At 42.7% G+C, this 23582-nt stretch carries 22 protein-coding genes; 11 read left to right on the top strand and 11 right to left on the bottom strand.

The window, feature by feature from the left end; translation table 11 throughout:
• Positions 1-748 precede the first annotated feature (748 nt).
• Positions 749-1726: an elongation factor P--(R)-beta-lysine ligase gene (epmA, locus tag AB6N04_RS13080; RefSeq protein WP_369308742.1), complete on the top strand. Its 978-nt coding sequence runs from the start codon at positions 749-751 to the stop codon at positions 1724-1726.
• 71 nt (positions 1727-1797) lie between these two features.
• Here the strand turns inward: epmA and glpQ are convergent, their stop codons facing one another.
• Together glpQ and glpT are read right to left on the bottom strand one after the other, a co-directional pair.
• The gene (gene glpQ, locus AB6N04_RS13075; protein WP_369308741.1) at positions 1798-2865 is read right to left on the bottom strand and encodes a glycerophosphodiester phosphodiesterase; all 1068 of its coding nucleotides are present in this window, start codon (positions 2863-2865) and stop codon (positions 1798-1800) included.
• A gap of 92 nt (positions 2866-2957) precedes the next feature.
• Positions 2958-4307, bottom strand: coding sequence for a glycerol-3-phosphate transporter (gene glpT, locus AB6N04_RS13070; protein ID WP_369308740.1), 1350 nt, complete (start codon positions 4305-4307; stop codon positions 2958-2960).
• Between the two features lie 436 nt (positions 4308-4743).
• Between glpT and glpA the strand changes: the two genes are divergently transcribed.
• The 3 genes from glpA to glpC are packed head-to-tail and all read left to right on the top strand — an operon-like array spanning position 4744 to position 8874.
• The gene (glpA, locus tag AB6N04_RS13065; protein WP_369308739.1) at positions 4744-6399 is read left to right on the top strand and encodes an anaerobic glycerol-3-phosphate dehydrogenase subunit A; all 1656 of its coding nucleotides are present in this window, start codon (positions 4744-4746) and stop codon (positions 6397-6399) included.
• Positions 6389-7684, top strand: coding sequence for a glycerol-3-phosphate dehydrogenase subunit GlpB (glpB, locus tag AB6N04_RS13060; protein ID WP_369308738.1), 1296 nt, complete (start codon positions 6389-6391; stop codon positions 7682-7684). Before glpA ends, glpB begins: the two co-directional genes overlap by 11 nt.
• A complete protein-coding gene (glpC, locus tag AB6N04_RS13055) occupies positions 7681-8874 on the top strand; it encodes an anaerobic glycerol-3-phosphate dehydrogenase subunit GlpC (protein WP_369308737.1) in 1194 nt (397 codons plus the stop codon). The genes glpB and glpC overlap by 4 nt, the downstream gene beginning before the upstream one ends.
• Positions 8875-9167: 293 nt before the next feature.
• On the opposite strand, the gene AB6N04_RS13050 is transcribed toward glpC, so the two are convergent.
• A complete protein-coding gene (locus tag AB6N04_RS13050) occupies positions 9168-9836 on the bottom strand; it encodes a 7-cyano-7-deazaguanine/7-aminomethyl-7-deazaguanine transporter (RefSeq protein ID WP_369308736.1) in 669 nt (222 codons plus the stop codon).
• A 166-nt stretch (positions 9837-10002) separates the two neighbouring features.
• Here AB6N04_RS13050 and tusA point away from each other — a divergent pair, with 166 nt between their 5' ends.
• Positions 10003-10257, top strand: coding sequence for a sulfurtransferase TusA (gene tusA, locus AB6N04_RS13045; protein WP_369308735.1), 255 nt, complete (start codon positions 10003-10005; stop codon positions 10255-10257).
• 129 nt (positions 10258-10386) lie between these two features.
• On the opposite strand, the gene AB6N04_RS13040 is transcribed toward tusA, so the two are convergent.
• The 4 genes from AB6N04_RS13040 to AB6N04_RS13025 all read right to left on the bottom strand — a co-directional run bounded on the left by AB6N04_RS13040 (position 10387) and on the right by AB6N04_RS13025 (position 14946).
• Positions 10387-10569: a hypothetical protein gene (locus AB6N04_RS13040; RefSeq protein WP_369308734.1), complete on the bottom strand. Its 183-nt coding sequence runs from the start codon at positions 10567-10569 to the stop codon at positions 10387-10389.
• A 102-nt stretch (positions 10570-10671) separates the two neighbouring features.
• Complete coding sequence (locus tag AB6N04_RS13035; RefSeq protein WP_369308733.1) at positions 10672-11598, bottom strand: Rpn family recombination-promoting nuclease/putative transposase; 927 nt, start codon at positions 11596-11598, stop codon at positions 10672-10674.
• Between the two features lie 185 nt (positions 11599-11783).
• A complete protein-coding gene (locus tag AB6N04_RS13030; RefSeq protein WP_369308732.1) occupies positions 11784-14156 on the bottom strand; it encodes a zinc/cadmium/mercury/lead-transporting ATPase in 2373 nt (790 codons plus the stop codon).
• 160 nt (positions 14157-14316) lie between these two features.
• A complete protein-coding gene (locus AB6N04_RS13025; protein WP_369308731.1) occupies positions 14317-14946 on the bottom strand; it encodes a lysoplasmalogenase in 630 nt (209 codons plus the stop codon).
• Positions 14947-15068: 122 nt separating this feature from the next.
• Here AB6N04_RS13025 and AB6N04_RS13020 point away from each other — a divergent pair, with 122 nt between their 5' ends.
• A complete protein-coding gene (locus tag AB6N04_RS13020) occupies positions 15069-15419 on the top strand; it encodes a DUF2500 family protein (protein ID WP_369308730.1) in 351 nt (116 codons plus the stop codon).
• Positions 15420-15429: 10 nt separating this feature from the next.
• Here AB6N04_RS13020 and AB6N04_RS13015 read toward each other — a convergent pair whose 3' ends face one another.
• Positions 15430-15717 (bottom strand): DUF1145 family protein, encoded by a 288-nt coding sequence (locus tag AB6N04_RS13015; RefSeq protein WP_369308729.1) that lies wholly within the window; start codon positions 15715-15717, stop codon positions 15430-15432.
• 8 nt (positions 15718-15725) lie between these two features.
• Entirely contained in the window at positions 15726-16307 is a 582-nt protein-coding gene (gene rsmD, locus AB6N04_RS13010; RefSeq protein WP_369308728.1) for a 16S rRNA (guanine(966)-N(2))-methyltransferase, read from the bottom strand.
• A gap of 275 nt (positions 16308-16582) precedes the next feature.
• On the opposite strand from rsmD, the gene ftsY reads away from it, so the two are divergent.
• The 4 genes from ftsY (at position 16583) to rpoH (ending at position 21150) form a co-directional block, all read left to right on the top strand.
• The gene (gene ftsY, locus AB6N04_RS13005; RefSeq protein WP_369308727.1) at positions 16583-18361 is read left to right on the top strand and encodes a signal recognition particle-docking protein FtsY; all 1779 of its coding nucleotides are present in this window, start codon (positions 16583-16585) and stop codon (positions 18359-18361) included.
• 6 nt (positions 18362-18367) lie between these two features.
• Positions 18368-19033: a cell division ATP-binding protein FtsE gene (gene ftsE / locus AB6N04_RS13000; RefSeq protein WP_206083498.1), complete on the top strand. Its 666-nt coding sequence runs from the start codon at positions 18368-18370 to the stop codon at positions 19031-19033.
• Complete coding sequence (gene ftsX, locus AB6N04_RS12995; RefSeq protein WP_369308726.1) at positions 19026-20003, top strand: permease-like cell division protein FtsX; 978 nt, start codon at positions 19026-19028, stop codon at positions 20001-20003. The genes ftsE and ftsX overlap by 8 nt, the downstream gene beginning before the upstream one ends.
• Positions 20004-20274: 271 nt before the next feature.
• A complete protein-coding gene (rpoH, locus tag AB6N04_RS12990) occupies positions 20275-21150 on the top strand; it encodes an RNA polymerase sigma factor RpoH (protein WP_369308725.1) in 876 nt (291 codons plus the stop codon).
• 107 nt (positions 21151-21257) lie between these two features.
• Here the strand turns inward: rpoH and AB6N04_RS12985 are convergent, their stop codons facing one another.
• Together AB6N04_RS12985 and panM are read right to left on the bottom strand one after the other, a co-directional pair.
• Positions 21258-21647 (bottom strand): VOC family protein, encoded by a 390-nt coding sequence (locus AB6N04_RS12985; protein WP_369308724.1) that lies wholly within the window; start codon positions 21645-21647, stop codon positions 21258-21260.
• The gene (gene panM, locus AB6N04_RS12980) at positions 21634-22059 is read right to left on the bottom strand and encodes an aspartate 1-decarboxylase autocleavage activator PanM (RefSeq protein WP_369308723.1); all 426 of its coding nucleotides are present in this window, start codon (positions 22057-22059) and stop codon (positions 21634-21636) included. The genes AB6N04_RS12985 and panM overlap by 14 nt, the downstream gene beginning before the upstream one ends.
• Before the next feature lie 379 nt (positions 22060-22438).
• On the opposite strand from panM, the gene AB6N04_RS12975 reads away from it, so the two are divergent.
• Entirely contained in the window at positions 22439-23548 is a 1110-nt protein-coding gene (locus AB6N04_RS12975) for a branched-chain amino acid ABC transporter substrate-binding protein (RefSeq protein WP_369308722.1), read from the top strand.
• Positions 23549-23582: the final 34 nt, after the last annotated feature.

Here is a 23582-nt window from a genome sequence, read left to right as displayed (position 1 = left end):
GGTCGGGATTGGTTTGTGATAAGTGAATAATAGGGTTATTTGCCGTGAAGATTTTAATTGATACCGAATATTAAATTGGGATTTGCTTCACTATTTATTTAAATGCTTTTTGTATTTTTTAATTTCTCCTTTTCTATTTGCTGAGAAAGCGAATCGTTTCACTTTTTTATTAACAGTTTCGTCACATAATATAAGAAATAATCATATTTCCCCTTGTGTTAAACAAAGGCGGCTAGTGCGATTTTACTAGGGGCTGTTTATCTTTGATGGTCAATTTTTATTCGAATTAAAGCCATTTTAGGAAAGGCGAGAGGTTCGCCGCCGAGTGAACCGGGCAGGAGCCTCTCAACGCAGCATTAAATGAGTGAAATGTGCTTTAATCGAACCCGTAGGGCAGCGTTTAGGGACAATAGTTGATTTAAATCGTCATCAGTCAGCCACGACGGATACATTTTTCACTTTTTGGACTGTTTTTTAACCTTTTTTAGCGGTAAAAATCAGCAGCAAAGATAAACAGCCCCTCGCTGAGCTTAAACGGCAAGACCCCGTTATTTGCCAGGGTTTGCTTAATCGAGTAAAGCCGAGGATAATCATGCCATCTATACTCACTTCTAGTGCGAAGAACCCGGATTATTTTCTCACGACCTTTTTATGCCAGATAAATGTGCGTAGAAGCGTTGAAAATGCATTGTGCGTTGTTTGAGAGGTGAGTACACTGCACGACTAAGTTTATTTTGGAGTCATCTTAATGAGTGATATAGCGAACTGGCTGCCAACTGCCCCCATCGCTAACCTGTTGCAGCGCGCAAAAATTATTGCGGAAATCAGACGTTTTTTTACTGATCGCTGTGTACTAGAGGTCGAAACCCCGGCAATGAGTCAGGCTACTGTGACTGACTTCCATCTTGTGCCATTTGAAACACGTTTTGTTGGCCCTGGTGCTGCGCAAGGCATTAATCTTTATCTGATGACCAGCCCTGAATACCACATGAAGCGCTTGCTAGCCGCAGGTAGTGGACCGATTTATCAGCTCGGTCGTAGTTTTCGTAACGAAGAAGCGGGGAGACATCACAATCCTGAGTTTACCATGCTTGAATGGTATCGCCCGCATTTCGATATGTACCGCTTAATTAATGAAGTGGATGACTTGTTACAACAGGTACTGGAATGTGAAAGTGCAGAGTTACTTTCTTATCAACAAGCCTTTTTACGTCATTTAAATATTGACCCATTATCCGCAGAGAAAAGTGAGCTGCGTGAAGTGGCGGCACGTCTTGATTTGAGTAATATTGCTGAGCAGGAAGAGGATAAAGATACGCTGTTACAGTTGCTTTTTACTATGGGGGTTGAGCCGCATATTGGTAAAGAAAAACCGGTTGTAGTGTATCACTTTCCGGCAACTCAGGCTTCTTTAGCGGTAATTAGCACTGAAGATCACCGTGTCGCAGAACGCTTTGAGGTTTACTATAAAGGTATGGAGCTGGCAAATGGTTTCCATGAATTGACCGATGCTAGCGAACAACGCCAACGTTTCGAGCAAGATAACCGTAAACGTGCAGCGATGGGATTACCTGTTCAACCGATTGATGAACATTTATTGGCGGCATTAGAACATGGACTGCCAGATTGCTCAGGCGTCGCAGTGGGGGTTGATCGTTTGATTATGATTGCGCTAAATGCAGAAAAAATCAGTGATGTGATTGCTTTTCCAGTGACAATTGCATAACGCATATCAAGCTTATTTCCCTTTATATAATGCAGCCAAATGGCTGCATTATTGGTTATTTTTACAGAAAACTATTTTTGTTTCTGTAAGAACTGCACACCTAAATCAGGGAAGTCAGTAAAGGCTCCATCAACATCGGCTTGGTTGTAAATGATATCGTAAAGCTGCTGCCCATCTTTCGCGTATTTCGGCAGTTTGTCGACACGGATGGTAAATGGGTGAACCGCCATCTTGTTTTCGTGGGCTTCTTTTACCATACCATTCACTTTGATATTGTTTGGGGTGGACTCTTCACTAATTAACATATGATAATCAGGACCAATACCATCTGCATAGGTGGCAATTTCTTTCATGGCACCGGGCTTCATCATCCAATCATAATTGTAATTAACCCACGTTCCGTCAGGTTTTTGCTCTTGAGTCTCGTTCCAATCGGTATAAGCAATCAATTGAATTAATTTAATATCCATTCCCATTTCTGGCATCAAGGTATTTTTGATACGTTTTAGGTCATTTGGATCAAATGACTGTAGATAAACGTTGGAATCCTTGGTGGTGTAGCCATATTCTTTAAGAACTTCGAGTGTTTTCTTGGTGATATCTTTGCCTTCTTGCAGGTGGAACCAAGGGGCTTTAATTTCTGGGTAGATACCAATATTTTTACCAGTTGATTTGTTTAATCCTTGAACAAATTCAATTTCTTCTTGGAAGGTATGGATGCGAAAATCTGATTTACCCATCGGGAAACGATTTGGGTAGCTTTGCACTCGCTTGCCATCAACAATATCGAATCCTTCCGTGAATTTTAGAGACTTTATCTCAGGTAAAGTGAAATCAATCGCGTAATAACGACCATCTTTACGAGCGCGGTCAGGAAAACGCTCAGCCACATCCGTCACACGGTCAAGATAATGGTCGTGTAACACAACCAGCTCATTATCTTTCGTCATCACGAGGTCTTGCTCTAGAAAATCGGCACCTTGTGCATAAGCCATCGCTTTAGCTGGTAAGGTGTGTTCAGGTAAGTAACCACTTGCACCACGATGGGCAATGACCACTTTATTTGTCGCTTGCGCGGCAGCAGACACTGACATCACTAAAACCATACTTGCCACCAATGTTTTTAATGGGAAGTTCATGATTATATCTCCTTGGCACTTTTTTGATAAAAAAAGGGCTATATCGTAGTGATATAGCCCTTGAGGTTAGCGCTTATTCATAAACAAAATGTTTATTGAGAGTTCGCTAATTCACGTTTGTGTTTGTTTTCGCTAACCATCACGATGAACAGTAAAGCAACCGCAAGAGCTGAACCGCCAATCATGACCGCGAAGCCACCGTCCCATCCGAAGAAGTCAACGGTATAACCCACGATAGCACTTGCCGCGACTGAACCTCCGAGGTAGCCGAACAGACCCGTAAAGCCAGCGGCAGTACCAGCGGCTTTTTTCGGTGCGAGCTCAAGGGCGTGTAAACCAATCAGCATCACTGGACCATAGATTAAGAAACCAATGATCAGCATACATGCCATGTCAACGTTCGGATTACCCGCTGGGTTCATCCAGAATACGATAGTCGCAATAGTAACAAGAACCATGAAGAATACGCCTGTAGCACCACGGTTACCGCGGAAGACTTTATCCGACATCCAACCACATAATAATGTGCCTGGGATACCAGCGTATTCATATAAGAAATAAGCCCATGATGATTTATCCATTGCGAAGTGTTTCACTTCACGCAGGTAAGTTGGTGACCAGTCAAGAACACCGTAGCGCAGTAAGTATACGAATACGTTCGCAATCGCAATCATCCATAACAGTTTGTTAGGGAAAACGTACTTCATGAAGATTTCTTTTGCTGTTAACTCTTCTTCATCAGACGCTTTATAGTCTGTCGGATAGTCGTTTTTGTATTCTTCGATAGGTGGAAGACCACAAGATTGTGGCGTATCGCGCATTAACGCAAATGCGATAAGGGCAACAAGGATAGCGGCGAATGCTGGCATATACAGAGCTGCTTTCCAGTCATTAAACCATGCCATACCGAGCAGGAATAGCAATGGCGGGATACCACCACCAACGTTGTGGGCACAGTTCCAAACCGAAACGATACCACCACGTTCTTTTTGTGACCACCAGTGCACCATGGTACGTCCACAAGGCGGCCAACCCATACCTTGGAACCAACCACAAAGGAACAGTAATATGAACATGATCATGATGCTTGATGTTGCCCACGGTACGAAGCCCATGATTAACATCACAGCAGAAGCTAGTATCAAACCAGCAGGTAAGAAATAGCGAGGGTTCGCGCGGTCAGAGAATGACCCCATGATAAATTTAGAAAAGCCGTAAGCAATTGAAATTCCTGATAAGGCGAAACCTAAGTCACCTTTAGAAAACCCTTGTTCAACAAGGTATGGCATTGCTAAGGCAAAGTTCTTCCGAACTAGGTAATACGCTGCGTAACCAAAGAAAATTCCCATGAAGATCTGCCAGCGAAGCTTGCGATAGACAGGATCTATCTTATCTGCTGGCAGCCTCTGTATATGAGGTGCTGGTTTAAAAATGCTTAACATATACGCCTCCGATGGCATGCTAATATTTATTTACACTTCATCGTCCTCGAAATAGAGAAGGATTGAGTGTTTATTATTGGTGAAGTAACAAAAACGAAAGCAATCGAGTAATTTAAGATCTTTTATTTTCTTAATTGCTCTAAATTGTATCTATTAGAAAACATTTTATCTGTAATCTAACGCACAATTATTGATTTTGTTTATAAGGTTGCATAGTAAATGACATTTGTGAATGGAATGGAACTAGAAATGTTAATTATTTTGTGACTTTCGTCACGATATTGTTCTTTTCACTACTAAAAATGTACTAATCGCTTTCGTTTTTGTTCCTTATCAAACATTGAGCACGTTTCTGGTCTATATTTAATAATAGATTATAAAAATAGAACCTGTACTTATCGATTATAGAAATGTTTATTAATGTGAGGAATGCAACATGAATGGCTCATCTGTGACTGAAACGGATGTCATCATTATTGGTGGTGGCGCAACAGGCGCAGGGGTCGCTCGTGACTGCGCTCGCCGAGGTCTAAGAACTGTTTTACTTGAAAGGCACGATATTGCGACCGGGGCAACAGGGCGAAATCACGGTTTGCTCCATAGTGGGGCTCGCTACGCAGTAACCGATAGCGAATCTGCAAGGGAATGTATTGAAGAGAACAAGATCCTAAAGCGGATTGCTCACCATTGTATCGAGCGAACAGATGGCTTATTTATTACTTTGCCTGAAGATAGCCTCGAATATCAGCAAAAATTTATTACAGCTTGCCAAAGTGCAGGTATTGATGCGAATGCGATTGATCCCGCAGAGGCGATCCGCCTTGAGCCGTCAGTCAACCCTCATTTAATTGGTGCGGTTCGAGTACCTGACGGCACAGTTGATCCATTCCGCTTAACAGCAGCAAACATGTTAGATGCGCGAGAACATGGCGCAAAAGTGCTGACTTACCATGAGGTTATCGGCCTTATTCGTGACGGTGATACGGTGCGTGGTGTGACGGTCTACGATCATCAGGCGAAAAAGCAGTACGATATTTATGCTGAAATTGTCGTCAATGCAGGCGGTATTTGGGGACAAAAAATTGCAGAATATGGTGACTTAAAAATCAAAATGTTTCCGGCTAAAGGGGCACTATTGATTTTAGGTCATCGCTTAAACAACATGGTGATCAATCGTTGTCGTAAGCCTGCGGATGCTGACATTTTAGTGCCTGGTGATACCATTTCCCTGATCGGTACCACCTCTACGCATATTGAATATGACCAAATTGATAATATGTATGTCACACCGCAAGAGGTGGATATTCTCATTCGTGAAGGTTCGATGTTATCACCGGCATTGGCGACAACGCGTATTTTACGCGCTTACGCAGGAGTTCGCCCTTTAGTCGCCAGTGATGATGACCCGTCAGGGCGAAATGTCAGCCGTGGCATTGTCCTTTTAGACCATGCAAAACGTGATGGAATGGAAGGCTTTATCACTATTACGGGTGGTAAATTAATGACATATCGACTGATGGCTGAATGGGCAACGGATAAAGTCTGTGAAAAACTCGGTCACTCAGCGAAATGTACTACCGCGGAAGCTCCTCTTCCTGGGTCACAACACAGCGCTGAAGAAGCGTTGCGCAACGTCGTCTCCATCCCTGCGCCAATTCGTGGTTCTGCGGTCTATCGCCACGGTGACCGCGCTTCTGCAATTTTAAGCGCCGACCGCTTGGATAAAAGTTTAGTCTGCGAATGTGAAGCTGTCACTGCGGGAGAGGTGCGTTACGCCGTCAATTCGCTCACAGTGAACAATCTATTGGATTTACGTCGTCGTACCCGTGTAGGCATGGGGACTTGCCAAGGAGAGCTTTGTGCTTGTCGTGCTGCGGGGCTACTTAATCGATTTATTGTCGCCACACCACATGAAACTGAACAGCAATTGAGTCATTTCCTAAATGAACGTTGGAAAGGCGTTCGTCCAATTGCTTGGGGGGATGCATTGCGTGAAAGTGAATTTACTAGCTGGGTTTATCATGGGTTGTGTGGGATGAATGAAGCCACACTGGGTAGTGCATCTCAGAAGGAGGCGGATAATGAAATATGATGTTGTTGTAATGGGAGGCGGCCTTGCAGGGCTACTTTGCGGTATTCGCCTGACACAATCTGGTTTGTCTTGCGCAATAGTGAGTGCAGGGCAAAATGCACTCCATTTTTCATCAGGTTCGTTAGATTTATTAACCCATTTACCTGATGGGAAAATAGCAGAAAAACCGCTGACTATGCTTGGTGAGTTGAAATCTCAAGCACCTGCTCATCCTTATAGTTTGATCGGGGAAAATAATGTTGCAGAATTAGCCCGAATGGCAGAGTCAATTTTGCAGCAAATAGGCATTCGTTTAAAAGGTTCTTGCGAAGAAAATCATTATCGTATCACGCCGTTAGGCCATAAACGCATGACGTGGCTAAGCCCTGAATCAGTCCCTACCGTTGGCTTACATCAAAAAATGGATGTGAGTAAAATTGCCGTAGTGGGCATTGAAGGGTTTTTGGATTTTCAGCCCCAAATGGTTGCTGATGAGCTGCAGCGTGAAGGCGTACAAGCAAGTGCCCATTATGTACATTTGCCACTACTTGACCGCCTCCGTGAAAATCCAAGCGAATTTAGAGCAATTAATGTCGCACGTTGGCTAGACAGACTTGAAAATATGGAGCAAATCGCCGAGGAGATTTTGCCATTAGTCTCGGACGCAGAAGCTGTTTTTATGCCGGCTTGCATAGGGTTGGACAGCGAGCAGCCCATGTTAGAGCTACAAAAGCGCTTAGGAAAACAGCTGTATTTGCTACCAACGTTACCCCCTTCATTATTAGGTATTCGCTTGCATGAGATGCTGTTACGCCAGTTTCGTCGACAAGGTGGAATTGTGATGCCAGGAGATAAAGTGACGTCGGTAAACTACACTGAAGGTCGCATTGCATCCGTGCAGACACGTAATCATGGGGATATTTCACTCAAAGCCAAACACTTTGTTTTGGCAACAGGCAGCTTTTTTAATAATGGATTAGTAGCAGCGTTTGACCGAGTATACGAACCGCTGATGAATTTAGATTTGTGTGAGATTTCAGAACGAGCGAAGTGGACCAATCAAGCATTTTTTGCTTCCCAGCCTTATATGGCATTTGGCGTGAAAACGGATGAAAAACTGCGCGCTCAAAAAGCAGGAAAGGCGATTGAAAACCTGTATGTCGCCGGTGCTGTTCTTGGTGGTTTTGATCCACTTACTCAAGGTTGTGGTGCCGGAGTTTCGATGATTAGCGCACTATTTGCAGCGAATGAAATCATTAATGAAGTGAATAAAAACAAAGCAATGCAGGCGGAGGTGGCACAATGAGTATTCAAGATGCAAGCTTTGAAAGTTGTATTAAATGCACTGTGTGTACAACATATTGCCCCGTCGCGAAAGTTAATCCATTATATCCTGGACCCAAACAAGCAGGTCCAGATGGTGAGCGTTTGCGCTTAAAAGATCCGATGCTCTATGATGAGGCACTGAAATATTGTACTAACTGTAAACGTTGTGAAGTCGCTTGCCCATCAGATGTAAAAATCGGCGATATTATTGCGCGTGCAAGGAATACGTATAGCCAGCAAAAACCCAAAATTCGTGATGCTATCTTAAGCCATACGGACTTGATGGGCTCACTCTCTACGCCTTTTGCGCCAGTGGTGAATACTATTACTGGATTAAAACCTGTCCGCCAAATTCTTGATAAGGCATTAAAAATTGACCATCGTCGTGAGTTGCCTAAATATTCATTCGGCACATTCCGTCGCTGGTACTCTAAACAAGCAGCGGAACAAGCTAAATTTGAAGAACAAGTTGCATTTTTCCATGGTTGCTATGTCAATTATAACCACCCTCAGTTAGGGAAAGACTTAATCAAAGTCTTTAATGGGATGAATATTGGTGTTCAATTACTTAAACGCGAAAAATGCTGCGGTGTTGCATTGATTGCTAACGGTTTTATGAAACAAGCAAAACGCCAAGCGAATGCTAACTTAGAGTCACTTCAAGAAACGATCTTAGAAAAACATGTTCCCGTTGTCGCCACTTCATCAACCTGTACGTTTACAATCCGCGATGAATATCCCCATGTGCTAGATGTAGATACTTCAGAAATGCGCGATAGCATTGAACTGGCAACACGTTATATTTATCGTTTATTAGAGCAGGGGCGTGAACTTAAACTGAAACATACCCCATTAAAAGTGGCATACCATACACCATGCCATATGGAAAAAATGGGCTGGACATCCTATACGCTAGAACTCATCAAGCGCGTACCCGGTGTTGAGTTGATAGTGCTTGATTCACAGTGCTGTGGCATTGCAGGAACCTATGGGTTTAAGAAAGAAAATTATGAGGTTTCGCAAGGTATTGGTGCAGGCTTATTCCGTCAAATAGAAGAAAGTGGGGCGGATATGGTGATTACAGACTGTGAAACCTGTAAATGGCAAATTGAGATGTCCACGAGTAAAAAATGTGAGCACCCAATTTCCCTTTTAGCAAGGGCGTTATAATTTATTATTCATTGAATTGTAGGGTTGTTATTGATTATTTTAGTTCAGTTTAACCCGTTTGGAGATAGCATTTCGCTATCTCCTTTTTTTGGTTATGTGGATTGCCGTGCTATAAAAGGAAGTACTTCTGTATTTTCAAAGTGAAATTTGTAAATTAGCGAATTAAACTTCAAGACAATAGCAATAATGTGAAAAACAATATCCAACTACGTGCCTTACAGTTCAGTGATAGAGATTTCTTTTTTTATCTCTATATGCATGCCAGTGTCATTCGCTATATCTCTTCCCTTCCCTTAATGTTGATTCGCAAATTGCTTTTTGCCTGAATTTGCAAAGAAATATTTTAAAATCAAGTTCAGTAAAACGCCGTAAGCAGGCAAGAAGAATAACATGCAAATAAGTAGCTTAAAGGCGTAATCAACTAACGCAATTTCCACCCAGTTTGCAGCCATAAATGGGTCACTGCTACGGAAAAATGCAATAAAAAAGAAGGCAATGGTATCAATTAAATTACCAATAAACATCGCACAAGCGGGAGCAACATACCAACGTGCGTTCTGACGTAACTTATTGAAGACGCTGACATCTAAAATTTGCCCAAGGACATAAGCCATAAAACTTGCGGCGGCGATACGAGCAACAAATACGTTAAACCCAGACAGAGCAATAAACCCTTGCCACTCACCTTGGAAAAATAGCGCGGAAATAACATAAGAAATTAGCAGTGCAGGTAACATGACTGCGGTGATAATTCGCCGAGCAAGTGGGGCACCATAAATACGAACAGTTAAGTCAGTTGCCAGAAATATAAAAGGAAAAGTAAATGCCCCCCATGTGGTGTGGAAACCGAAAACAGTGATCGGCAACTGCACAAGGTAGTTACTGGAGGTAATAATTAAAATATGAAATAAGGATAGCCAAATTAACGCAGTGGCTTTTTGCTGCGGAGTAAAATCAAACATATTGTACCTTTTTAGTCACAATGGGGTGAGGGAACCCATGAAATACATCCCTAACTTGGGAGTAGCGCATCATACGCCTGTTGCGCAACAAAAGCAAAACTGTTCATTCATCAAGGCACGTTTTATTATATAATCAAATTATTGATCACTTTTAGAAGTTGTTTATATGTCTGATTTATTTGCTAACGCAACTAAAACCCTTGATACACTAGGCTTACGCTGCCCTGAGCCAGTGATGTTAGTTCGTAAGACTGTTCGTAATATGGCAGAAGGCGAGACGTTACTGGTTATTGCGGATGACCCAGCGACGACACGTGATATTCCCGGCTTTTGTCGTTTTATGGAACATGACTTGCTCGCAGTTGACGCTGAAAGTGCCCCTTACCGTTATTTGTTGCGTAAAAAGGCCAGCGGGTTATAAGCGATTTTGTGTAAAACAGCGCTATGATTGCCAATAAGGAAAATGTGCTGTTTTATGCATATAATGAATGACGAAAAGTTACGTTCTTTTCAACGAGATACAAATTGGTCATTTTTACTGGGAGTCAAGCTATTTGGGCAATGAGCTCAGTGCTTCGTGGCTTATACCTGTGCTTTTAATTACTAATTCTAAGCCGATGCCGTTTTTTAATAGGTACAGAGCAGTTGCAAGTTGTTGTTGATAAGCTTGCTGACGAGCTTCTTTATGACCTTCCAAACGCCCTTTTTCTTGTAAACGTAGAGCAATATTCATAATAACCCCCTGATGTTTTTCTGTTGCTTCACCCAGTTGCTGAACAATATATTCAAACTGAATCGAGTTCAGAGTAATAAACTTACAATGAAGTATGCTGCTTTATGATTGTAAGGACATAACTTCTTCACGGCTTAAGTTTGTGCTTTTAATTACTAACTCTATGTCGATGCCGTTTTTTAATAGGTACTGAGCAGTTGCAAGTTGTTGTTGATAAGCTTGCTGACGAGCTTCTTTATGACCTTCCAACCGTCCTTCCAAACGCCCTTTTTCTTGTAAACGTAGAGCAATATTCATAATAACCCCCTGATGTTTTTCTGTTGCTTCACCCAGTTGCTGAACAATATATTCAAAATGGATTGAGTCCACTGTGATAAAGAGATAATTAAGAATAGTGATGATATCATCGTCACTATTATAGTGCTGATTTAGCGCTTGAGCCAACAAGGGGACAACCTGTTGAAACTCATCACGTAAGTCTTTATGTTTCATTGCAAGCTCCATAATGGCGACTTTGCGATGATTGACTAGCTCGTTGTCATCAATGACCGTGACATCAACAATTGGAAAGGGTTTGTTATATAAATCTGACGCAATATCAGGCCAATGAAAGCAATGTGTCCAAGGTTGAGCATAAGGATAAGGGCTCATTTTCCCATGGTAAAATAAAATGGGCACGACCAGCGGTAAGTCTTTATTTCCTTGTTGTAAGTGCTGATTCATGGCTAAAAATGCGTAGTGCATCAACCGCCATCCCATCAATTTATCTGGAGTTGATTGGTGTTCAACTAACATATAAATATAACCATCACCTTGCTGCGTTTCGACTGTATACAATATATCTGAAAAACGAGAACGTAGCTGTTTATCAATAAAGGATGTGTTTGTTATTGATAATGTATCGAAATGACATAATTGCTTAATGCTGGTAGGAAGGTGAATATCAAAAAAGTCACGCGCATTGTCAACTTTAGACATAAAACCTTTAAAGGCCGCGTCATGGGGTGTTGAATTGGTTTGTTTTACCATGTTGTCTTCCCACCAAACAGATAGCTCGCTGACGTGGGTAATTTTACTCAGATTTCGTGCGTGTGGATAAAAAGTTAGTCCTAAAATTGCTTTTAAAAACAAATAACCTTTTGTAATAACTTGTTTTATTGCCTTCGGTTTCAAAAAAAGCGCCGCATGCGGCGCTTTGCTTAGGTGATGAAATACTACTTTTTCACTTGAGGTAATTTTACTCGAAGTAACCGTACCGCATTTGCAGTCACAAGTGCCGTTGCACCCGAATCTGCAAGCACGGCAACCCAAAGCCCAGTGATCCCGAGTAAACTGGTGACTAAAAACACGCCTTTTAGCCCAAGGGCTATCGCTATGTTTTCACGGATAATTTTTCGAGTAGCACGGGATAGCGCTATAATTTCAGGTAAGCCTGTTAAGCGGTTATGGGTTAGGGCTGCATCTGCTGTTTCTAACGCGACATCAGTCCCACTGCCCATAGCTACACCGATACTCGACGCTTTCATTGCTGGGGCATCGTTAATACCGTCTCCCACCATCATGGTGCTATGGTTGCGATTGAGCGCCATCACAGCAGTCACTTTGTCTTCCGGTAATAAGCCTGCACGGAATTCCATACCTAATTGACCGGCAATTGCCCCCGCAGCGCGAGGGTTATCCCCCGTTAACATGACTGCATTGACTTTAAGGGCTTTGAGCATACTCATCGCGTCCGTTGCGTCACTGCGTAGTGTATCTTGCAGCGCGGTTAAGCCGATGACACGGTTGTCTTCTAGTGTGACAACTACGGTTTTTCCTTCAGCCTCTAGTGTTTCAACTTTGCTTTGCCATCCCTGTTCTAATGGCGTGTCTAAACGACTCGGTGCACTAACCAGTATGTGCTTGTTATTAAGGAACCCTTCAACCCCTTTCCCTGCAAGCGCCTTACGATCCAGTGCTTCGGTTACCGTGAGAGAGAGTTCTTGCGCCTTGTTCACGACCGCTTTTGCTAACGGGTGATGGGAACCGACCTCAACAGACGCTGTAATTTGAATTAGTTCACTTTCGGTCATTCCATCAACAGGGACTAAGTCAGTGACGTGGGGTTTCCCTTCCGTCAGCGTACCTGTTTTATCTAATGCGATAGTCGTAATGGTGCCTAGCTGCTCAAGTGCTGCACCACCTTTAATCAATGCACCACGACGGGTTGCTGTTGCAAGGGCTGAAGTTATCGCCGCAGGGGTTGATATGACAAGTGCACACGGGCAACCAATCAACAGTAATGTTAAACCGCGGTAGATCCATGTTTCCCAAGATGCAGCAAAGAAAATAGGTGGGATAATAATCACTAACGCTGAAATCAACATGATAATCGGTGTATATACTCGACTGAATCGGTCGATAAAGCGCTCAATTGGCGCCCGGCGTTCTTCGGCTTCCTCGATCAACTGCAAAATACGGTCGATGGCATTTTGCCCTTGTTCAGAAACCACCTTCATTTGCACAGCACGGTCAACCGATAGACAGCCTGCGGCTACTTTTTCGCCAGCGTTGCGTTCAACAGGAACGGATTCCCCTGTTAGAGCACTTTCATCAAAGCTGGCAAAACCTGACACTAATACGGCATCCGTTGGCAAACGCCCACCTGGTGCAACTTCGATAATGTCTCCGGGACGTAACTGTGCCACAGGAACCGTGGTTTTTTGCCCATCTTTAATCAGAACTGCATCTTCTGGGACTAATGCCATTAATGCACTGACTCCTCGGCGAGCACGACCAGCCGAGTAGGATTCTAGCATTTCTCCTAACATAAACAGTAAGATAACCATGGCTGCTTCTTCTGTGGCTTGAATAAAAATTGCGCCCACAGCGGCAACGGTCATTAATGTTTCGATAGCAAATGGGGAACCAGTACGAATTAAGCGTAATGATTTGCTGGCTATTGGGTATAACCCGTATAACGTGGTTAAAATAAAGGCGATATTGCCGATTTTTGGACTAAATACCTCAATTCCCCAACTGATTGCCATCAATATTGCTAAGATAATGACAGGTTTAGCTTCACTGAGTAAGCTTTGTGGTGGTGCGATGGACGCAGCACTATTACCACCGACCTCAAGTAATTCATAGCCAGCAGCTTCTACGGTGGAGCGTACCGCGGCACTGATATCCGTATTGGCATCAACAACTAACTTTTCAGTTGCGAACAAAACTTTAGCTTGTTTAACATCACCGATTTGGCTTACAGCGGTTTCAATTTTATTGGCACAGCTTGGGCAGTCCATTCCACGGATAACCCAGCTAAAACGTCTCCCTGCCGCTTGCAGAGGCTCAACGTCATTGATTGTGCTCGCCGTTAACCCACAGCTTCCGCCATGTTGATGATCATGATCTGAATGGCTATCACAACTGTGTCGATGAGACTCCTCGTCTTCATCAGATTGTTTATTTAGGTGGCTATGTTCATGAGTATGTGAGTCATTACTTACGTGTGTGCTATTTTGTGTCACGGTAGATGAACACGCGCTGGTACTTGAACAGCAAGAGCTTGTATGTGTATGATTTTCTTTATGAGAATGTGAGTGCATAAGCGCCCCCTTATCTAACTATAATGAGTTCCATTATTGATTACTGATAAGTTTACACTTTGGAGTCCACTCTAGAGTCAAATAAAAAAAGGGAGTGCCAACTGATAAAATTCTCAAATAGCATTTTTTATCAATTGGCATTTTTCACTTTACAAGGGGACTATAAATAAATTGCACGAACAATAAAGAACTGTCCTAGAAAATAGAGCGCAGCAACAATGGCTTTTGACGCTTTAAATGGAAAGCGGAAATGGGCAATTAACCACACACAATTAGATAAAAAGAGTAATGTTGCGCCCACCATGATTGAGAAGTTGTATTCACGCCCAAGACCAAAATATTGATCGCCAGCAACCCAAGCCATAATCATACACATGATTAAAGATGCAAAAACAATTGTTTGCAGATTTTCCAACTTACCCCAAATAAGGACAAGTGTGATGGCAGCAATAACCAGTGGGGCAACCAGCCAAGGTAAAAATAGACCGAAGTTTAATTGCATGCCAAAACTAATAGTATAAATCAAATAACTGAGGAACATTAAAGCGATAGAAGTTAGTAAGTGTTCACTTGAAAGCATCCTAGAAAGGTCTGCAACCAGAGAAACGAATAATCCACCTAGAATAAGGTAGTTCTGTAGGTTTAAATCATCAGAACTCCAGCCCCAAAAGAGTAATAATAACAGCGTAATAGGGCGGAATAACCAGCGTTGCCATCCTGGACCGCGATAGGCGGCGTCGACATATAACCAGCCGGAGAAAAGCACTGCGAGAAATGGCCAACTAATCATACACATATCCTTATAGGTTCAATGAAGGGAACGACAAAAAGCCGCTCGCTGAGATAACGTGTTCTGTTTCTACAAATAAGATAAACTATAGTTAGGTTCTTTTTAAGTGAAACGCACAAAATATGAATAAGCCAATACTATTAATCGTCGTTATTGCAATTATCGCGGTACTCGCTACTAAACGTTTTTTCGACCAGCGTAAGCAAAATGAAATCAACGATAATTCTTTACCCGTTAGTTACTTAGTAAAAGTAGATAACAAAAAAGATTACCCTTATCCGAATATGCGTTCCCGGGAACGGGATGTGGTTTCACCTGAAACTTTTCGCTATGAAATTTATTTTAAAACGTTATCCAGTGGCGAAGTCATTAAAACCATTGTTACAGAAGAACAATACCGTGATGTTGAATTGGGTCACGAAGGCAAACTTACCCTACAAGGAACGCGTTTTATCCGTTTTGAATCGAATTAACGTATTGATATTACTGTTCTTTCTTTTTCTCTTCTAAGGCGGTTTTGGTTTTTTTCTGCATCGCTAACATTTCGAATACACCGAAAAAAAACAGACGGGTTTGCACTAAACCTGAAATTTTTTCCCCTTTAGGTAATGTGGCTTTTAGAAAAATAGTTTGTAATGCGTGCATGAAAATCATAAAAACCATTGCAATATCCATAAAGTATTTCAATGGCTTAGGGAATGGGTGGATCAGATTGAAGATCATAAAACCCCAAACACAAATCATAAGCAGGCGACCAACGTTAATTAACATGTTTTTTCCTAAAGTGAGGTTCGAATAAAAAGGCGATAGGCAACTTGGCCTGCAATTTTTTCACGGTGAAGTTGCCAGTTTGCGGGAATGTCAGTAAGTGATGACTCCGCCTCTGATTCAACATATATCCAGCTTTCATCTGCTAGCCATTGGTTTTTTTCGAGCAACTGAATTGTTTCATTGAGTAAGCCTTTACGAAATGGTGGATCAATAAAAACCACGTCAAAAGGGGTTCCAAGTTGGCTTAAAACGGTTAGGCTACTGTTGGTGATGACAGTTGCGTCATCGGCTTGTAAGCGGGCCTTATTTTCAATGAGTAGCTGTGAGTTTTGCTTATCTAGCTCAATAAATGTCACATTCTGTGCGAAACGGGAAAGCGCCTCAAAACCGAGTGAGCCACTTCCTGCAAAACAATCAAGGCAGCGAGCGTCACGGATCACAGGCATTAACCAATTAAATAACGTTTCTTTGATGCGATCTGTAGTTGGACGTAAGCCCTCACTATCACGAACAGGTAGCTTTCTCCCGCGCCATTTCCCGCCAATGATCCGAATTTGCCCTAAAGGTGCTGATTGTGTTTTTTTTGCCATAATGTGTATTGCTATTTAGCTAATTGTGTACTTAAAAATGATTGTTACCATTGTATACCTGTCAGGCGATAAGTTGCAGTGTTGTTATCTCCAATTGATTGAATTTCAATTATAGCGCGTCATTTTCACAGGTTTAACACAAAAACGCCGATTAAATTACTAGGATTTTTCTTTCAGATATGTGTTGCGGGGCAATGAAATGATAGACTGCATGTAATTTGATTGCGATTTGATTATCGAGTGCCATATTTTTACCGCGAGGAGTGTAGTGGCAGATGGCTAAAGACAAGAAAAAAGGCTTTTTTTCATGGCTAGGTTTTGGTCGTAAAGATGAAGAAGAGACTCAAAAACAACAAGCTCAGCAGGTAGAAACTGCAAAAGAAGTTGAAAATCAACAACCAGTAGAAGATGTTGTTGCCGCAGAAGCGGAGCGTCAGTATCAAGCAGAGCAAGCTGCGATTAATGCTGCGGAAGAGGAAGCTAAGCGTCAGTATGAAGCGCAGCAAGCCGCAATAGAAGCGGCAACGGAACAGGTGGAACTTGAACGTCAGGCTCAGCTAGATGCGATTAAAGCTGCTCAAGAGCAAGCTGAACGTGAGCGTTTTGAAGTTGAAGAAGCTCGTCTAGCTGAAGAAAAGGCAGAGCGTATTCGCCAAGAGGAAGTCGCTCAACGACTTGCCGAAGAGGCATTAGAACGTCAGCGCCAAGCGGAATTAGCAGCCATCAAGGCTGCGGAAGAGGCCGCAGAGCAACAGCGCCAAGCGGATTTAGCCGCTATTAAAGAAGCAGAGGACAAGGCAGAGCGTGAACTGCAAGAAGCCGCACGTTTAGCCGAAGAGCAAGCAGAGCAAGAGCGCCAAGCCGCCGAAGCTGCACGCTTAGCCGAAGAGCAAGCAGAACAAGAACGCCAAGCCGCCGAAGCTGCACGTTTAGCCGAAGAGCAAGCAGAGCAAGAACGCCAAGCCGCCGAAGCTGCACGTTTAGCCGAGGAGCAAGCAGAACAAGAACGCCAAGCAGCCGAAGCCGCGCGTTTAGCCGAAGAGCAAGCAGAGCAAGAGCGCCAAGTAGCCGAAGCTGCACGTTTAACGGAAGAAGAAAAAAATAATTCATCGAAAGAGCAAGAAAAACCGAAAAAAGAAGGTTTCTTTGCTAGGCTGAAGAAAGGGTTATTAAAAACTCGTCAAAATCTGGGCTCAGGTTTTCTTAGCCTATTTACAGGCAAAAAAATTGACGATGACCTATTCGAGGAATTAGAAGAACAATTGTTAATCGCGGATGTCGGTGTCGAGACAACACGTAAGATTATTGGCAACCTCACCGCTCACGCAAGTCGTAAAGATCTGAAAGATGCTGAAGCTTTGTATAGTAAATTGCGTGAGGAAATGTCTGATATTTTAGCAAAAGTCGATAAACCTCTCGTGATCGAAGATAAAAAACCCTATGTTATTCTTATGGTTGGGGTTAATGGGGTCGGTAAAACCACGACGATTGGTAAATTAGCTCGCCAATATCAATCAGAAGGAAAAAGCGTGATGTTAGCGGCGGGGGATACATTCCGTGCCGCCGCGGTTGAACAATTACAAGTGTGGGGCGAACGTAATAAAATTCCTGTTGTTGCACAGCACACAGGGGCAGACCCGGCATCCGTTATTTTTGATGCGATACAATCAGCTCAAGCGAAAGGTATCGATGTGTTGATAGCGGATACTGCGGGTCGCTTACAAAATAAATCGCACTTGATGGAAGAATTGAAAAAAATCGTCCGCGTGATGAAAAAGCTGGATGAAAATGCACCACATGAAATTATGTTAACGCTGGATGCGAGCACAGGACAAAATGCGGTTAGTCAGGCGAAACTTTTTGATGAAGCAGTAGGTCTGACTGGTATAACATTGACTAAGCTCGATGGTACAGCAAAAGGTGGCGTAATATTCTCTATTGCCGATCAATTTGGTATCCCAATTCGTTATATTGGGATTGGTGAAGGGATTGAAGATTTACGTCCATTTAAAGCCGATGACTTTATCGAGGCCCTATTTGCCCGAGAGGAATAATTTTCGATGATTCGCTTTGAACACGTTAGTAAAGCTTATCGCGGTGGCCGCCAAGCTCTCCAAGGGGTTGATTTTCATTTACAACCCGGGGAGATGGCATTTTTAACGGGCCACTCAGGTGCAGGTAAAAGTACGTTACTCAAACTCATTTGTGGCATAGAACGCCCAAGTGCGGGTCATATTTTGTTTAATGGTCATGATATTAGTCGGTTGAAAAATCGGGAGATCCCTTTTCTGCGTCGGCAGATTGGCATGATTTTTCAAGATCATCATCTACTGTTTGACCGAACGGTGTATGACAACGTAGCGATGCCGTTGATTATCTCGGGTGCGAGCACAGAAGATATTCGCCGACGTGTTTCTGCGGCATTGGATAAAGTGGGCTTGTTAGACAAAGCTAAAAACTTTCCGATCCAACTATCGGGGGGGGAGCAGCAACGTGTGGGAATTGCCCGCGCGGTCGTCAATAAGCCGACGATGTTATTAGCCGATGAGCCAACAGGGAACCTTGATGGCGAATTATCGGAAGGCATTATGCGCCTATTCGAAGAGTTTAACCGTGTGGGGGTGACTGTTTTGATGGCAACGCACGATGTTGCATTGATTGAACGTCGTAACTACCGCGTTTTGACATTAAGCGAAGGTCGGATGCTTGGAGGTCAACATGGCTAAAAATGCCCGTAAAGCCAAGCCTGAACGTACGATACAGTCAAAAAGTAAGGCGCTCAAAGGGGGATGGCGCGAACAATGGCGTTATTCTTGGTTGAATGCGCTGGCAGATATGCTGAGACAGCCCTTAGCAACCTTTTTGACTATCATGGTGATTGCGATTTCATTAACATTACCTAGCTTATGTTATGTGGTTTGGAAGAACGTCTCCCAAGCGGCGGCACAGTGGTATCCGACACCACAGCTAACTGTTTATTTAGATAAATCCCTTGATGAACAAGGCGGGCAGAATGTCGTGACGCAACTGCAATCTCTTGAAGGTGTGGATCATGTGAACTATTTATCACGGGATCAAGCCATGAGCGAGTTTCGCAGTTGGTCAGGTTTTAGTACTGCATTGGATATGTTAGAAGAAAATCCATTACCTGCGGTGGCTATTATTACGCCAAAAATTGATTTTGAAGGGACGGATGTATTAACCACATTAAGAGACCGGGTCAGTCAAGTCGATGGTATTGAAGAAGTACGTATGGACGATAGCTGGTTTGCTCGACTTGCTGCGTTGACCAGCTTAGTAGGGAAAGTGGCTTCAGTTATTGGTATTTTAATGATTGTGTCGTTGTTCTTAGTGATAGGTAACAGTGTTCGGCTCAACATTTTTGCTCGTCGAGATACCATTAATGTCATGAAACTGATCGGTGCAACAGATGGCTTTATCATGCGGCCATTTTTAAATGGCGGCATCGTGCTCGGTGGTGTGGGGGCGATTATTTCGCTGATCATGACCTTCTTATTAGTTTGGCAGCTTAGTAGTGGTGTGGCACAAGTGGCTAATGTATTTGGCACACAGTTTCACATTGAAGGGCTACTTTGGGAGGAGTCCCTATTAATCCTGTTGCTATCAACTATGGTTGGTTGGATAGCGGCTTGGTTAGCCACCCTTCAGCATTTACGCCATTTTACGCCTGAGTAACAGCTTATTTTCTGATATTTTTAGTGAGGGCTATTGGCAGTAGTATCGCCGTGGCCCTTGATTTTATTCGAAAATCGTTTTAGAACTGAACTTAGTCTGAATTGTTTTGTCTTATATTGACCTACCGTTAACAATTCTCGTATATAATTTATTTAATGCGGTAAAAATGGTAAACTATTTACTGGTTTGCTGCATATTGTTTCTTCATTGTTAACCTATGCGGTTATCAACATCGAATAAATTTCACTCCTAATATTTATAGAGGATCTGAATGACCAAAGACATGCAATCATTAACGCTTGTTCCGCAAGGAAGTATAGAAGCCTATGTTAGGGCGGCTAATGCTTACCCAATGCTGACCGCTGAGGAAGAAAAGGAACTTGCTGAACGGCTGCATTATAACGGCGATCTGGACGCTGCGAAGCAACTGATCTTATCGCATTTACGCTTTGTTATTCACATTGCTCGTAGTTATGCAGGTTATGGATTACCGCAAGCGGATTTAATTCAGGAAGGAAATATTGGCCTGATGAAAGCCGTGCGTCGTTTTAATCCTGAAGTGGGTGTGCGTCTTGTTTCCTTTGCTGTGCATTGGATCAAAGCAGAAATTCATGAATATGTACTGCGTAACTGGCGAATTGTTAAAGTCGCTACTACAAAATCACAGCGTAAGCTATTCTTTAATTTAAGAAAAAATAAGAAGCGTCTTGGTTGGTTTAATCAAGATGAAGTGGATATGGTCGCTCAAGAACTTGGGGTAAGCACCAAAGATGTCCGTGAAATGGAATCACGTATGGCGGCGCAAGATATGGCATTTGATATGTCAGATGATGATGATAGCGCAGACTTTGGTGGTCCTGTAGCGCCAGTATTATATCTACAAGATAAATCATCAGATTTTGCAGGTTCAATCGAAGATGATAACTGGGAAAACCATGCAACTGATCGTTTGGCGGATGCACTTGCCTCATTAGATGAGCGTAGCCAAGATATTATTCGTGCTCGTTGGTTAGATGATGATAACAAAACTACATTGCAGGAACTGGCTGATAAATATGGTGTTTCTGCTGAGCGTGTTCGCCAACTAGAAAAAAATGCGATGAAAAAACTGCGTCTGGCCATGGAAGAAAGCGACGACGAAATGTAGTTTATTTCCCCGTAGATGATCTGCATTTATTGCCTTTAATCAAAGGGGGATAGATGCAGATAATCAGATTCAATTGTTTAGGCTACAGATTGAATCATACTTTATATCTATTCTTCGCTATACAACTCTAAAGGCAGGCCATCAGGGTCAGTAAAAAATGTAAACCGCTTTTCAGTATAGGGATCCGTTCTTACGGCTTCACATGGGACACCTTGCTGTGCTAAATAATCAATCCACGTATCTAAGTCATCGACACTAAAGGCTAAATGCCGAAGTCCAGCCGCTTCTGGATAGCTTAGCCTTGCTGGTGGGTTGGCAAAGCTGAACAATTCAATTTGATAATCTTCACCAAACGCTAAATCGGCTTTCCATGAGTTATTATGTGGACGGTAATGTTCACTGAGCAAGTTCAAACCTAAAATGCGGCAGTAAAACGCCTTACTGACTTCATAGTTAGAAGCAATAATTGCAACATGATGAATTTTATTTAATTTCATTTAATTGGCCTACCTTAAAGTCCCATACCTCTGCCTGTAAAGTGGGATGAAAGTCGCAAGCGGTTAAAAATGCATGCATGATCTGCCTTGGTTTTTCATCTAGCGGAGCAAACTGAAATTGCCACACTGTCACTTGTGGGTGTGCCCGGCGAATTTCTTGTAATAAATAGAGCCCCACTCCCCGCCGACGGGTCACTTCCCGCACACAAAAATCGCTAATAATGCCTTGTGTTTCGGCGATGGACACTTTTGCTGCGGCGAGTAATCTGTCATTAAAGCGGGCTGCATAAATTAACTGTGTTTCATCAAGCGGTTGCGGCCATTTATCGGCTTTCTGGTCTGGCCAGATTTTATCTAAGTCTTGTTGTTGCTGCTCAGTAGGATTGACCAAATGAATAATAGTGAGTCTCATAATGTTTTATCTGTTTCCCTGTAAGGCTTGCAGATACTCGTCCTGCCAGAGTGATCTGTAACCGATTTTTTGATTTTAGAGAGAAAAATTTTGCCTGAGTGCATTTTCCGAGTTTCACTCGGATTAATTTAAATTTAACTAGAATATAACACTAGTATTTACAAAAAACCTACTTAAACACATCAGTTTTTTATTCTGCACCTAACGTAATAACCTATCATATCCATTTGCTATTTAGCATAATTATCTTGTTTAATACCATGAAATATATAGCCTTATTCGCTATATTTTGAAATATCAGGCATTGTACCTGTCAGCCATAATAAACGATTATAAATCAAACACAAACACTCAGAACCATGAAGACGGGGACGATATAATGAAGAATATGAATAAAGCATTATTAGCGGGCTGTATCGCAATGGCATTCAGCTCAGCAGGATGGGCGAAAGAAATAAAAATAGCGGTTGTAGGCGCGATGTCTGGCCCTGTAGCGCAATATGGCGATATGGAATTTACGGGCGCTCGACAGGCAATTGCAGATATTAATGCAAAGGGTGGGATTAATGGTAACACGTTAGTTGCAGTTGAATATGATGATGCATGTGATCCGAAACAAGCGGTTGCGGTTGCAAACAAAGTCATCAACGATGGAATTCGTCATGTTATTGGTCATTTATGCTCCTCGTCTACCCAGCCTGCATCGGATATTTATGAAGATGAAGGCGTTATCATGATCACACCTGCGGCAACGAATGCGGATTTAACTACGCGTGGTTACCAAATGGTATTACGCACAACGGGATTGGACTCTGACCAAGGCCCAACCGCAGCGAAATATATTCTTGAAGAAATTAAGCCATCACGTATCGCTGTTGTTCACGATAAACAGCAATATGGTGAAGGTTTAGCACGTTCAGTCCGTGAAAGCCTCAATAAAGCAGGTACAAAAGAAGTGATGTTTGAGGGCGTCACTGCTGGGGATAAAGACTTCTCTGCATTAGTGGCAAAACTGAAAAAAGAGAATGTGGACTTTGTGTATTTCGGGGGGTATTACCCTGAAATGGGGCAAATTTTACGCCAAGCAAAACAAGCTGGTCTGAATATTCGTTTTATGGGACCTGAAGGTGTGGGTAATTCCTCACTGTCGAATATTGCCGGTGATGCATCTGAAGGGATGTTAGTGACGTTGCCAAAACGTTATGACCAAGTTGCGACCAACCAGCCGATTGTTGATGCTATCAAAGCGAAAAAAGAAGATCCAACGGGGCCATTTGTGTGGACAACTTACGCAGCCATTCAGAGTTTAACCACAGCAATGGAGCGCACAGGTAGCATTGAACCCGAAGATTTAGTCAAAGATCTGAAAGCAAATCCAGTGGATACTGTGATGGGGACACTTAGCTGGCAGCCAAATGGCGACCTGAAAGGTTTCGAATTTGGTGTGTTTGAATGGCACAAAGATGGGACTTCCACCTCTGTAAAATAGTACTCAGTAGTGTTCCAACATAGTGAACAATAAC

Origin of the sequence: Providencia rettgeri, from assembly GCF_041075285.1 — a bacterium.
Taxonomy (GTDB): Bacteria; Pseudomonadota; Gammaproteobacteria; order Enterobacterales; family Enterobacteriaceae; genus Providencia; species Providencia rettgeri_G.
The sequence above is the reverse complement of the archived record's forward strand: the minus strand, read 5'-3'. Positions and strand labels throughout refer to the sequence as shown.

Bases quoted from the DNA above. Each gene is read 5' to 3' on its own strand.
- AB6N04_RS13030 (WP_369308732.1), bottom strand. From the start codon at position 14,156: ATGCACTCACATTCTCATAAAGAAAATCATACACATACAAGCTCTTGC.
- AB6N04_RS13025 (WP_369308731.1), bottom strand. From the start codon at position 14,946: ATGATTAGTTGGCCATTTCTCGCAGTGCTTTTCTCCGGCTGGTTATAT.
- rsmD (WP_369308728.1), bottom strand. From the start codon at position 16,307: ATGGCAAAAAAAACACAATCAGCACCTTTAGGGCAAATTCGGATCATT.
- epmA (WP_369308742.1), top strand. From the start codon at position 749: ATGAGTGATATAGCGAACTGGCTGCCAACTGCCCCCATCGCTAACCTG.
- ftsY (WP_369308727.1), top strand. From the start codon at position 16,583: ATGGCTAAAGACAAGAAAAAAGGCTTTTTTTCATGGCTAGGTTTTGGT.
- rpoH (WP_369308725.1), top strand. From the start codon at position 20,275: ATGACCAAAGACATGCAATCATTAACGCTTGTTCCGCAAGGAAGTATA.
- glpA (WP_369308739.1), top strand. From the start codon at position 4,744: ATGAATGGCTCATCTGTGACTGAAACGGATGTCATCATTATTGGTGGT.
- glpC (WP_369308737.1), top strand. From the start codon at position 7,681: ATGAGTATTCAAGATGCAAGCTTTGAAAGTTGTATTAAATGCACTGTG.
- AB6N04_RS13020 (WP_369308730.1), top strand. From the start codon at position 15,069: ATGAATAAGCCAATACTATTAATCGTCGTTATTGCAATTATCGCGGTA.
- AB6N04_RS13050 (WP_369308736.1), bottom strand. From the start codon at position 9,836: ATGTTTGATTTTACTCCGCAGCAAAAAGCCACTGCGTTAATTTGGCTA.
- AB6N04_RS12985 (WP_369308724.1), bottom strand. From the start codon at position 21,647: ATGAAATTAAATAAAATTCATCATGTTGCAATTATTGCTTCTAACTAT.
- panM (WP_369308723.1), bottom strand. From the start codon at position 22,059: ATGAGACTCACTATTATTCATTTGGTCAATCCTACTGAGCAGCAACAA.
- AB6N04_RS13035 (WP_369308733.1), bottom strand. From the start codon at position 11,598: ATGGTAAAACAAACCAATTCAACACCCCATGACGCGGCCTTTAAAGGT.
- AB6N04_RS12975 (WP_369308722.1), top strand. From the start codon at position 22,439: ATGAAGAATATGAATAAAGCATTATTAGCGGGCTGTATCGCAATGGCA.
- ftsE (WP_206083498.1), top strand. From the start codon at position 18,368: ATGATTCGCTTTGAACACGTTAGTAAAGCTTATCGCGGTGGCCGCCAA.
- AB6N04_RS13040 (WP_369308734.1), bottom strand. From the start codon at position 10,569: ATGAATATTGCTCTACGTTTACAAGAAAAAGGGCGTTTGGAAGGTCAT.
- AB6N04_RS13015 (WP_369308729.1), bottom strand. From the start codon at position 15,717: ATGTTAATTAACGTTGGTCGCCTGCTTATGATTTGTGTTTGGGGTTTT.
- tusA (WP_369308735.1), top strand. From the start codon at position 10,003: ATGTCTGATTTATTTGCTAACGCAACTAAAACCCTTGATACACTAGGC.
- glpQ (WP_369308741.1), bottom strand. From the start codon at position 2,865: ATGAACTTCCCATTAAAAACATTGGTGGCAAGTATGGTTTTAGTGATG.
- ftsX (WP_369308726.1), top strand. From the start codon at position 19,026: ATGGCTAAAAATGCCCGTAAAGCCAAGCCTGAACGTACGATACAGTCA.
- glpB (WP_369308738.1), top strand. From the start codon at position 6,389: ATGAAATATGATGTTGTTGTAATGGGAGGCGGCCTTGCAGGGCTACTT.
- glpT (WP_369308740.1), bottom strand. From the start codon at position 4,307: ATGTTAAGCATTTTTAAACCAGCACCTCATATACAGAGGCTGCCAGCA.